10 protein-coding genes and 1 pseudogene are annotated in these 11,446 nt (G+C 63.8%); 7 read left to right on the top strand and 4 right to left on the bottom strand.

Annotation, left to right across the window (positions count from 1 at the left end; genetic code table 11):
* Positions 1-111 precede the first annotated feature (111 nt).
* Positions 112-990 (top strand): LysR family transcriptional regulator, encoded by an 879-nt coding sequence (locus tag ACK41V_RS14530; protein ID WP_409783309.1) that lies wholly within the window; start codon positions 112-114, stop codon positions 988-990.
* A 126-nt stretch (positions 991-1,116) separates the two neighbouring features.
* Here ACK41V_RS14530 and ACK41V_RS14535 read toward each other — a convergent pair whose 3' ends face one another.
* The 3 genes from ACK41V_RS14535 to ACK41V_RS14545 are packed head-to-tail and all read right to left on the bottom strand — an operon-like array spanning position 1,117 to position 4,237.
* Positions 1,117-1,317 carry a hypothetical protein gene (locus ACK41V_RS14535; RefSeq protein ID WP_409783310.1) on the bottom strand — a complete coding sequence of 67 codons (201 nt, stop codon included), beginning with the start codon at positions 1,315-1,317 and terminating at the stop codon, positions 1,117-1,119.
* A 17-nt stretch (positions 1,318-1,334) separates the two neighbouring features.
* On the bottom strand, positions 1,335-2,870 hold the full coding sequence (locus ACK41V_RS14540) for a hypothetical protein (protein ID WP_409783311.1): 1,536 nt from the start codon (positions 2,868-2,870) through the stop codon (positions 1,335-1,337).
* Between the two features lie 2 nt (positions 2,871-2,872).
* Complete coding sequence (locus ACK41V_RS14545) at positions 2,873-4,237, bottom strand: SPFH domain-containing protein (RefSeq protein WP_409783312.1); 1,365 nt, start codon at positions 4,235-4,237, stop codon at positions 2,873-2,875.
* 229 nt (positions 4,238-4,466) lie between these two features.
* Here ACK41V_RS14545 and ACK41V_RS14550 point away from each other — a divergent pair, with 229 nt between their 5' ends.
* The 3 genes from ACK41V_RS14550 (at position 4,467) to ACK41V_RS14560 (ending at position 7,821) form a co-directional block, all read left to right on the top strand.
* Complete coding sequence (locus ACK41V_RS14550; RefSeq protein WP_409783313.1) at positions 4,467-5,186, top strand: response regulator transcription factor; 720 nt, start codon at positions 4,467-4,469, stop codon at positions 5,184-5,186.
* Entirely contained in the window at positions 5,183-7,312 is a 2,130-nt protein-coding gene (locus ACK41V_RS14555; protein WP_409783314.1) for a sensor histidine kinase, read from the top strand. The genes ACK41V_RS14550 and ACK41V_RS14555 overlap by 4 nt, the downstream gene beginning before the upstream one ends.
* 107 nt (positions 7,313-7,419) lie before the next feature.
* Positions 7,420-7,821, top strand: coding sequence for a hypothetical protein (locus tag ACK41V_RS14560; RefSeq protein ID WP_409783315.1), 402 nt, complete (start codon positions 7,420-7,422; stop codon positions 7,819-7,821).
* A gap of 50 nt (positions 7,822-7,871) precedes the next feature.
* On the opposite strand, the gene rpe is transcribed toward ACK41V_RS14560, so the two are convergent.
* Complete coding sequence (gene rpe / locus ACK41V_RS14565) at positions 7,872-8,552, bottom strand: ribulose-phosphate 3-epimerase (protein WP_409783316.1); 681 nt, start codon at positions 8,550-8,552, stop codon at positions 7,872-7,874.
* Positions 8,553-8,640: 88 nt separating this feature from the next.
* Between rpe and apaG the strand changes: the two genes are divergently transcribed.
* The 3 genes and pseudogenes from apaG to ACK41V_RS14580 form a co-directional block, all read left to right on the top strand.
* Positions 8,641-9,048, top strand: a complete 408-nt coding sequence (apaG, locus tag ACK41V_RS14570) for a Co2+/Mg2+ efflux protein ApaG (RefSeq protein WP_409783317.1) — start codon at positions 8,641-8,643, stop codon at positions 9,046-9,048.
* 58 nt (positions 9,049-9,106) lie between these two features.
* On the top strand, positions 9,107-11,107 hold the full coding sequence (locus tag ACK41V_RS14575) for a site-specific recombinase (protein WP_409783318.1): 2,001 nt from the start codon (positions 9,107-9,109) through the stop codon (positions 11,105-11,107).
* 166 nt (positions 11,108-11,273) lie between these two features.
* Positions 11,274-11,446: pseudogene (locus tag ACK41V_RS14580) on the top strand (sodium:proton exchanger); the annotation flags it as partial.

Genomic DNA, 11,446 nt, shown 5'->3' on the forward strand with positions numbered 1-11,446 from the left:
AATTACTCCTGGACAAGATGGAAGGGGTGAGGTCCATCGTATGGTGCGAAAATCATGACGTCCAATGCATTATTAGTTTGATAATAATGATGCAAAAATCATGGATAAATCATGACCCTCGTACAGCTTCGTCATTTCATAGAGTTGGCGAGATCCGGTTCGTTTGTGAAAGCAGCGGACGTCTTGTGCATGACGCAACCAGCGTTGAGCCGCAGCATCAAAGCCTTGGAAGAGGAACTGGACCGCCTGCTGTTTGACCGCATCGGCAAACGCATCGAGTTGACCGCGTTCGGTAGCGAGGTACTTCCACGGAGCCAGGCCCTGGTCGAAGAAGCAGAGCAACTCAAGAACTGCGGAAGACAACTCAGCGCTGACGACAGTGGACGCATTCGCCTTGGCTTGAGCTCAGGGCCTGGCGCTTTGCTCAGTGCCGCGGTGCTGTCCCATTTCACACAGCACTATCCCAAGTTTCATGTCGACATCGTGCGCGCCAACACCGCCAGCCTGGCGCAAATGCTGCGTGACAGGCAGCTCGACGCTCTGGTGGTCGATATCCGTTTCCTTCGACCAGCGCCCGATCTCAAGGTCACGCAGATAGCGGAGATGGACGGGGTGTTCATGTGCCGACCGGACCACCCGCTGGCTGCCCAGACACGGGTGGGCTTTGCCCAACTTATGGCCTATCCCGTTTGTTCAACACCGCTGAGCGAAGAAACAGCTCGAATCCTCGTTGAGCGGTATGGAGAAAAGGCGCACCCCAGCGTCATGGTTAAGCTCACCAGCGACGAAATTTCCCACATCGTTCAAGTGACGGAGAACACAGATACCGTGCTGCTCGCCATCCGTGCCAGCGCGCCACACCTGGTGGAGTTGCCCGTGTACCCACCGCTGAAAACGAAGGCCCGGTTTGGTCTGATCACCATCGCAAATAAGTCAGAACCGTTGTTTCTGCCGGTGATTCGCAAGCTGATGCGAGAAGCCATGCGTTAGCGATGGTCAGTGCGCAGAAGATGTGGAGGTTTGCCAGTGTTCTTGAAGGCCCGAATCGTCTTCAAGATGGCGCAGCCAGTGCGGCCATTCAACATGCACGGTCAAGCGCAAATTTCTGCGCGGTCGTCAGGATGGTGTGCTCAAGTTCAATGCGCGCATCGACCCTTGCAACGCCTGCCCCACGCCACTGTGGTCGTTGAGACCCGACAACGCAGAATCGAGCGCCACCATGGTGCTGACTGACGGTGCTGCACTGATCGCGGGCTTTCCGCAGCTGCGGGAGCGCTCCATCGACTCGCCAGCAACCGACAGCAACTTCGCTGTCATCAGTTCGTTGTGTGCGATCAGCGCAAGCTCAAAGTCTGCCGCTTCCACGCAGGGTCCTGCCACCGCTGGAACAGTGGCAACGCAGCCACATCGCCCGTCACACGCTCAGTGGTCAAGCCTTCAAGGCGCACGATCTCAAAGCTCCTGCGATAACGCCCCTGGCCCCGCGCCTCGCGCGTCACCAGCATCTGCTGGCCGCCCGGCACCCAGCCCGCCCATTCGGCCACGCCGGTTTCTGGGGTCGTGGCAGCGGGGGGCAATACGTCTGCCAACCACCCCCCGGCGGTCTTGCGCAACACCCACAGCTCGCGCCAGCCTTCCAGCGGCTGCACCGCCAGCGCCACGGCCGTGCCTTCTCGGTTGACACTGGCGGACGCAGTCCACACCACGCCATAGGTGCAGCGGCGCAGCAGGGGCGCGTTGGCGCCGTTCCGAGCATCCACCAGCAGCACACAGGTCTCGCCTGGGGCGCCCGGCTCCGTGATCAGCGCGGGGCGGGCTCCGCTGGCTGCGTTAGCTTGTGCGGCCGGAACCAACGCCCAGCGCACCGCGCTGACGCGCATGGCGGCGTCGTTGTAGGCGGGTTGGTCCTCGTCGGGAAGATCGGCTTTGCTGACACCCGCAAACTCCGTCAGCGCCCGGGCAGCCGTGGCCGCCACCGCCGGATCACCCGCACTTTTTCGGGCCTGCTGAAACGCCATGCCGCTCCACACGCTGGCCCGGCGCATCTGCACACGGTTGCGCAGGTACGACGGCAGGCCGGACACCTCCACGCGATCCAGCACCTGGGCTTGCCACTCTTGCACTTTGGCGCGTTCGTGGGCAGGCAGGTCGGGGTTGATGCATTCGGGGCGCGTCAGCGCCAGGGCTGCACGTGCGCGCTGTTCGGCATCGGCAACCGGCATGGCCAGCACCCGGCGAAACGCTTCACCGTCGTAGCAGACCTGCATGCGACCCTCAACCTCGTAGGTGGTGAACCGCACCCCATAGCCATTGGCGACGTCCAGATGCGCAGACAGCGCAACCCCCGAGGTCTTGCCCGGCGCTGCGGCGGACGCTCGCCGCGCCAACCGGTCGGCCGCAGTGCCCAGCACGTCAAAAGCCTGAGCGCCTTCATCGCCTGCCAGGGCTTTGGCGGGCGCCGCCTGCAGGTACGCCGCCGTGAGGCCAATGCCCAGTGCCTCGGCACCTGGCGTGTCACGCACAAAGCGCAGCACCGACAGCAATGCGGGGGCCTCGGTCTCGGTCAGTGCCACACGGCGCACATCTGTGGCACGGATGAAACCGCCGCGCTCACGTTTGTGGTCCCACACCTGAAGGTAGTCCAGACGTTCCCCCCGCACCTCCAGCACCTCGCCTTGCCACAGGCTCGATTGCTGTTGGGCGGAGTCGCGCGGGGCGGAGCGCAGGCTGGCCTGGTCTTGCACCACGACGGCGCTCCCCAGGGAGCGGTTCAGGACGTTGACTGGGTCGGGCGGTACGGCGGCAGAAGCCACCGTGACCGCAGCACTGGCAATCGCAGCAACAAGGGTGAGGCAGGTGGTGCGCTTCATGCTCATTGCTCCGCGGCGTTGGTGATGGAAGCGTCGTCTGCACCTGCTGAAGCCTGCGCCTCACCGGCCTGGGCATGGCGGCTGCCGCCCAGCAACGCCGCACCAATGAAGTCACCGTTCGTGGGCGGCGGCGCGATGATGACCTGGATCTTGTCGGAGAGCTTGTCGGCCAGCGTTTTCTGGATCAGCAACGGGTGTTTCGTGACCAGTGCACCTTCGCGGGCCATTTGCTCGGCGTTCACCTTGCCAATGCGGTCCATGCGGTAGGCCTCGGCTTCGGCCAGCTTCTGGCGGGCGTCGGCCTCGCCGCTGGCCTCGATGCGGCGGGCTTGGGCGCTGCCTTCGGCGGCCTTGATGCGCGACACCTTCTCAGCCTCAGCCTCCAGTTGGCGCTGCTCGATCTGCCGCTGTTTGAAGGGCAGCACATGCTTCATGGCTTCTTCTTGCGCGCGGGCTGCAATCACCTGCTCGCGGGCAGCGGCTTCGGCGGCCACTTCGCGGCGTACCTTGTCGGCATTGGCGTCCAGTTCGGTTTCTTTCACACGCTTGTCTTTCAGCTCTAGCGTGTAGCGCATCTTTTCGGATGCCAGCTCTTCGGCCAACAGGCCGTCCATGCCCCGGCGGTACTCGGCGGGCAGGTCCACCTTGCCAATCTGGAGGCTGCGCAGCGTCACACCATCGGCCGCCAGGCGTGCGCGCAGCTCGGTCTCAATGATCTGGGCAATCTCGGCGCGTTTGGACGAGAAGATTTCACGCACCGTGTAGCGGGCAAATACCTTGTAGACCAGCCCTTGCACCGCGGGCTCCACGATGTCGGCGTCCACGTTGTCAGGCAGGTTGCCTGCGCGCACGGCAGGCGATGCAGGGTCGAGGGCATACCGCACGCTCAAATCGAGCCCCAGCGACAAGCCTTCTACCGACTGCAACGGGGCGCTGCCGGTGGCTTGGCGCATGGCTTCGGGGCGGTAGCTCTGGTCGCGCAGTGAAAAGACACGCACGGTGTGCAGGCCAGGCACGACCCACACACTGCCATCGCGCCACAGGCTCACTGCGCCCGTGAACTGATTCAGGCGCACGCCCAAATCGCCTTGTGCCAGATGCTGCACCGGAGGATTGCGGTAAACCATGGATCCGGCCGCCACCAACACAGCGCCCATCGCCAGAATGCGCACCGTGCGGGCCGTGGGCAGCAGATAGGCCCAGTCAAGGGGCTGGCCGCGGGTGTCGCTTGGTCCATCTGCTTCTCGATAAGCCTCGCTGGGCAGCGCGGCAGCGGCTTGAGCAGACTCGGGGTTGCCCTCGGCAGACAGAGGGGTTGATGGGCGGCCCTTCAGGGTCTGCACGATGCGGTTCCAGGTGGCTTTCATGGTGTTCTCTCTCTTCGGGTGTCGGTGGTCTTGTTGTCGGTATCTGAGCTACCTCAGACGGGTGTCTCATTGAGGACCGATTGTTCGGATTCCCCCCGGAAGCAACAACGCAGCACGCAGTCCAAAGCCCTCACACCACCCCGGCAAACACTCCGGCCCCGGAAGAAAAACTCACACCGTCTGCAACGGGTGCCCGGGATAATCCGCACCACATCCTTGGAAGAGCCCCATGACCCGCATTGCCGTGATCGAAGACGACCTGCCCACCAGCAACCAGCTGGCCGGATGGATACGCAGTGCGCGCAGCGGCATCGTGATTGACCAATGGTTCACCCGCGACGAGGCCGAGGCCGCCCTGGCGCGCGAGCACTACGACGCCGTGGTGCTCGACATTGAACTGGGCCGCGAACGCCATGCGGGGGTGGCGCTCATCAACGCCATCAACAAGCTGCGCCAGGGTACGCCGGTGCTGGTCGTTTCAGCCATGCCAGCGGCGATTTACCGCAGCATCATGAAAGCGCTGGACGCCTGGGACTACCTGCAGAAAACGACGTTTGAAGAGGCTGACTTCATCGAGACGTTTCTGGACATCTTGCGCACCACACAAGCCCAGGCGCCCGCCACACCCGCCCTGGCCCCAGCGGGCGACGCGCTGGTGCTCGACCCGCTGTGGCAGCGCACCCCCACCTGGCGCGGCGAGCGCATCAATTTGCCACTTACAGCCCAGCGCATTTTGGCCACATTGCACCAGCGCAGCGGTGAAGTGGTGTCGTACGAGGAACTGTTCGAGGTGGTCAAAAGCGGCCGCAACCGCGACAACGTGCGCAAGCACGTCAGCACCATCCGCGAAGCGCTGCGGGAGGTGGATCCGCAGTTTGAGGGCATCGAAAACGTGCCGATGCGCGGTTTTCGCTGGGTGGGCGGCGCTGTCGGAAACAAACGCCCATGAAGCGCTTGCTCCGTCCGGCACTGGACATGCCTCGCCTGGGGCTGCCCGCGTTTCGGCTGCGCATTCTGGTGCGCAGCGTGTTTGTGCTGCTGGCACTCGCCACGCTGGCACTCAGCGTGGTGCTGCTCAAGGAAGAAAAAGAACGTGCCTGGCAAAGCTATCAGCGTGGCTTTGAGCGCAGCCAGTCCGAGGTCATGGCACGGCTGCGGCACCCGTCCGGCCAGCTCGCGCTGCTCAATGCGGCCTATCGCAGCCAAGGCGCCACACCGCTGGCACCCTTGCTGCTGCCCTACTCCGCCATTGACTTTGACGACCAGAACAAGGCGCAACAAGCGGTAGAGATGGCTGGGTGCTCGGTGCAGTATCCCAATGGTGCATCGGTTTGCGCAGCGATTGGCAACAACCCCTATGCCGGGGGGTTCATCTACCTGGTGGGCAGCTTCTACGCGGGCGAGCTGATCGCCCGCGAGCGTGGCGTGCTGGCACTGGACAGCGTGCACCGAGCCCGCATTTCGCTCGACATGCGCGGCAGCACCAGCCGTTGGGTGGCCCCCTTTGAAGCCTTGGCACCGCAGGGCACCGTCAGCACCCGGGGCCGATTGACTGGGTTTGTGGACAACGGTACCGACACCCTGGATGCTCGCGCGCGGCCTGTGCGCGATTTTCGGGGCTGGTTGTGGCAAAACGGCCAGTGCCGCGATCTGGCCGGGTCACCCCCCGACTGCCAGCGCCGCACGTTCTATTCCATACGGCTGCCAGTGGAGTTGTTCCGCGAAGCACTGTTTCAAAAACAGCCCCTGGTGTGGCCCCCCGAAGACCTGGGCGCCATGCGCTTGCGGGTGGAGATGCTGGCGCCCGGCGCCACGTCCCCCTTGTTTGACAGCAACACCCCCGGCGCGCAGCCCGCAGCGTCTTTGGCAGACGTGGCGCGCACGCTGCTGCCGGGCGAGCGTGTGCAGATCCGCAAGCTGGGGGCCAGCGACAGTGAAGCCATCACCCTCAAGGGCGCAGACGTGCAGGCGGGGCCGTCCGCACCCTGGCTGATTCGCCTGATCAGTTGGTTGCCATTGGACACGCCAGGCGCTGCAGCCGATGCCCAGGCCAAGGAAGTGCCTGCGGGCCTCGACATTCTGGACACGTCCACGGGCAACTACGCCATCACCTTCACTGGAAACCTGCGCGGCGTGGAAGAGGGGCTGGCCGCAGTGGCGACCCGCATGTCGTGGTACCTGGGCGCCATGCTGGCCGCTATTGCCCTGGCTTGGCTGGTGGTGGAGATCGGGCTGATACGCCGCGTCACGGCGCTGACCCGACGAGCGGCTGCGGTGTCGTACAACGTGCAGGAGGGCCACATCGGCCCGCGGCTGGGCGACTTGGAGGTGTCTGATTTGCGGGGGTCGGACGAACTGGGCATTTTGGCCGGGGGCCTGGCCGACCTGCTGCAACGTGTGAAGGACGATCTGCAGCGCGAGCAATTGCGCGCCCAGCAGGAGCGCGACATGTGGCACGCGGTGGGGCACGAGATCATGTCGCCCCTGCAATCGCTCATGGTGTTGCATGGTGGCGCGGACGACCCCGGGCATCGCTATGTGCAGCGCATGCAGCAAGCCGTGCATGTGCTGTATGGCACGGCCTCCCCAGCGGAAGCGCTGCAGGCGGCCGATGTAGCACAAGGGCGTCTGGACCTGGACGCCTTCTTGCGGCACGTGGCGGGCAACGCCCACTTTGCGGGCATCGACAACGTGGTTTATGAAGGCGGCGCGGGCCCGGTCATCGTGCGCGCGGACGAATTTGCGCTCGAAGATGTGGTCACCCACATCTTGCGCAACGCCGACCGATACCGCCCCACGGGGTCGCCCATTGTGTTGACGTTAGCGGCGTCTGAATCCACCGCCAGCGCCACGCTGCGCAACCAGGGTTCCACCATTGCCGAGGATCTGCTGGGTCGCATTTTTGAGCTGGGGGTCTCGGACCCCAATCTGCCTGCGCCCCAAGGCGACAGCCAACACCGCGGCCAGGGCCTGTTTGTGGCCAAGACCTATATGGCCAAGATGGGCGGCACCATCAATGCACGCAATACCGCCGATGGCGTCGCGTTCGCGCTGACCTTCCAGCGCCTGGGCTGACAGCCTCCCCGCGCACGGGCACGGTCGGCCCTGTCCCACAGCGCAATGCCGCGTGCGGGTCTACGCTCCGGTCATCCCACAAGCGATTGCCGCAAGGAACTTTTACGATGACACGCCCTTCTTTTCTCGCCCCCGCCCTCACCGCCGCCCTGCTGGTGGCTTCCGCCGCCGCCACTGCGCAGACCACGCCGCCTGACGCGCGTGCGCGCTATGAGCAGGAACGCGAAAAATGCATGACCAACAACACCCAGGACAGCGTGGCAACCTGCCTGCGTGAGGCCAACAACGCGCTGGATGCCTCGCGCAAGGGCGACTTAAGCAACCCGGGCACAGCCGCCAGCGGCAATGCCACACAGCGCTGCGCGGCCTTCGCGACCGCGGCTGAACAAACGGAATGCATGCGCCGCGTAGAAACCCCCGTCAGCGGTTCGGTGTCGGGCGGTGGCGTTTTGCGCGAATCGACCACCACCACGATCGTGCCCGCACCAGCACCAACCCAACGTCCTTAAATATGGAGGGAAGGCTCTTCGGGAGCGCAGTCCCGAGAGCTTGATCTTTCTCAGCCGAGTTGTACGCGCATAGCGTCAATGACGCTTTTGTAGTCAGGCTTGCCAAAAATGGCGCTGCCCGCCACAAAGGTATCGGCACCGGCATCCGCAACGCGGCGGATGTTGTCGGTTTTGATGCCGCCGTCCACCTCCAGCCGGATGTCCTTGCCACTGGCTTCGATGCGTTTGCGCACGGCCTCGATCTTGCGCAGAGCGGAATCGATGAAGCTCTGGCCACCAAACCCAGGGTTCACGCTCATGATGAGGATCAGGTCCAGATCGTCGATCACCCAGTCCAGCACATCAAGCGGTGCAGCGGGATTGAACACCAGACCGGCCTTGACGCCTTTGGACCGAATCGCCTGAACGCTGCGGTGCACGTGGCCCGAAGCATCGGGGTGAAAGCTGATGTAGTCGGCTCCTGCTTCGGCAAAAGCGGCGGCCAGCGCGTCCACCGGTTCGATCATCAGGTGCACATCAATCGGCACTGCCGCGCCTGCCGCTGTTTTGGCATGTGGCTTGAGGGCCTGGCAGACCATTGGGCCGAAGGTGAGGTTGGGTACGTAATGGTTGTCCATCACGTCAAAATGAATCCAGTCTGCGCCAGCGGCAACGACATTGCGCACTTCTTCGCCCAGGCGGGCAAAATCGGCGGAGAGGATGGAGGGGGCGATTTGGAATGTGCTGCTCATCCTCCAATTGTCGCAAAGCGCAAGAGGTCTGGGGTTTTAGCGCCAAAACACGCACTTTTGGCGAATCTCCACGGTTACCATTCGCCCCATGCCAAAGTATCAGTTTGACGTGGAAGTGCTGCCCGAATACCTGCCCGAGCAGTCTGCGCCGGACACCGGGGTGTTCAGCTTCGCCTACACCATCACCATTTCCAATGCCGGAGACACACCCGCACAGCTGATCTCCCGGCACTGGATCATCAGCGACTCTCGGGGTCATACCGAGGAGGTCAAAGGCCTGGGGGTGGTGGGCCAGCAGCCCCTGCTCAAACCCGGTGAATCCTTTCAGTACACCAGCGGCTGCCGCTTACGCACCTCCAGCGGCACCATGCATGGCTCGTTCCATTGTGTGGCGGAAGATGGCGAAATTTTCAGCACGTCCGTGCCACTGTTTGTGCTCGAAGCCGTCAGCCATGGGCCTTCTCGCGAACCATTGAGCGGTCGGGTGCTGCATTGAGGAATAGCTGCTTACGCCTCCCCAATGGAGTCACTTTTCATCTTGGGGCGGCCCGGCGATGAAAAAACGCACGACAACCAACCTGCCCAGCCTGCTGACTGCGCTGGACCCGCAGGCAGAGTTGGCGCACCGGCATCTGTGGCTGATCCACTTGCTGGACTGGGTGCGCGGCCAGCGCGACTCTGTGCCTGCCGCAGTGGGTCGGGTTCAGCTTTTTCTGGACGCGGTCGAGGCCCGTCCTGACATCCAGCTTCGGCTGAAGGCGTGGTGGGCCCTGTTGGTGGACCACGTGGATATCACCACCTTGCTGGCAGATTTCGGGTTTGCGCCGCGCACCGCTTTGGTGAGCGAGTTTGCCGAGCGCCTGCGCACCAAGTTGCTGCCCGGCAGCCCCGAAACCATTGATGCTTCCGAACTTTTCATGCTGGCCCTGCCCAGCGAGTTCGATGCGCAGTGGCTGACAGCGCTGGATGAAACCCAGCTCAACCGGCTGGTGGCCCTGCTGGCGCCACCGCCCAACGAGGCGGAGAACGGCCTCGGCGCATCGCGCTGGCACAAGGCGCTGCTCGACGCCATCACCTACTGCGCAGGGCAGGTTCTCTCTACCGGTTTTGCACCCGAGCTTCGGCTGCGCATGAGCGAATCCGCGCGCGACGCCCAGCCGTTTCATGCCCTTATCCGCGATGTGGAAGGCTTGCGCGTGGAAGTGGTGCACGCGCTGCGCACGCCAGACCGGCTCAACGACGCCGCCCAGCGCCTGCGCGAGCGGCTGGAGGCCTGCCGCGCGGCAGCGGCCACCGTGTATACCCATTTCGAGTCCAACGGTATCTCGGTAGGCTTGGTGTTTCGCCTGCGGCAATTGCGGGAACGCATTCTGCGGGTGCGCGAGCTGCTCGATTGCCTGCTGTCGCCCAAGCCCGCAGTAACGGCCGCACGCCTGATGGCCCATCTGGTGATGGTGGGGCAAGACCGGCGCAGCCTGCGGTCGCTGCTCGCGTCCAACTCCTCGCTGCTGGCTGCCAAGGTTGCCGAACGCAGTGCGGAGACTGGCGAGCACTACATCACCCGCACGGGCGCCGAATACCGGTCCATGTTCCAAAAGGCGGCGGGGGGCGGGGCCGTGATGGCCTTTACCACCCTCGCCAAGTTTGGGCTCTATGCGCTGGCGCTGTCCGCGTTTTGGGGCGGGTTCTGGGCGGGCGTGAACTATGCCGTCACCTTTGTGCTGATCCAGCTGCTGCACCTGACGGTGGCGACCAAACAGCCTGCCATGACGGCGCCTGCCATGGCGGCCAAGCTCAAGGAGCTGGGTGCCAGCAACGCCATTGCGTCGTTTGTGGATGAAATCACGCACCTGGTGCGGTCGCAAGTGGCTGCCGTGTTGGGCAATGTGCTGGTGGTGTTCCCCGCGGTGCTGGGCCTGGCCGCACTGATTGCCCTGGCCAAGGGCAGTCACGCACTCAGCGAACAACAGGCCGAGCATGTGTTCGAGTCCCTGCACCTTTTGGGGCCTTCGCTGTTCTTCGCGGCCTTCACGGGGGTGCTGCTGTTTGCGTCGAGCATCATTGCGGGCTGGACGGAAAACTGGTTTGTGCTGAACCGGCTGGATTCGGCCATGCATTACAACCCACGCATCACCCGCGTGTTGGGCGCAGACCGGGCGGCGCGCTGGGCGGGCTTCCTGCGCGCCAATCTCTCGGGCCTTGCTGCCAATATCTCCTTGGGTTTCATGCTGGGGCTGGTCCCCGCGTTTGCAGGGTTTTTCGGGTTGGCCCTGGATGTGCGCCATGTCACACTGTCCACGGGCCAAGTGGGCGCTGCAAGCGCTGCACTGGGCCTGGGCGTGTTGCACCTGCCTGCTTTTTGGTGGGCAGTGGCTTCACTGCCGTTGTTGGGCGCGCTGAATGTCACGGTCAGTTTTTATCTGGCGTTCAGCTTGGCGTTGCGGGCGCAAAACGTGAGTGGTGTTGACCGCTCGCACATCTACGCAGCCATCCGTGCGCGCTTGCGCACAGCGCCCTTGAGCTTCTTCATGCCTGAACGCCGCAAGGCCGCGTAAGCGGTCGCGGTCGGCAGAAACAAGCGCCGCCCCTGTCCTACAGGGCGCCCTTGTGTCTGCATGTAAATTCAGGCTCCGTCGGGCCCGCACCCTCTCTCTGGAGGCCATGCGGACCAGACTCTCCACACACCGGGCAAGTCCCGTCTGACGCAGAGGTCCCCAAAAAATGAATGAAATCCTGAGCTTCTGGGCGCAATGGTTGCGCCCCTCGGCCGGGCTGCCCACGGTGCAATGGTCGCTTTTGCTGGCCGTGGCGGCCATGGCGGGCTACCTCACCCAACGCCACACCGGCCTGCCCAAAGTGGTGGGCTACTCTCTGGTGGGGACGGCTGCGGGCCT

This window comes from Acidovorax sp. (genome assembly GCF_046291265.1).
Taxonomy (GTDB): Bacteria; Pseudomonadota; Gammaproteobacteria; order Burkholderiales; family Burkholderiaceae_C; genus Acidovorax.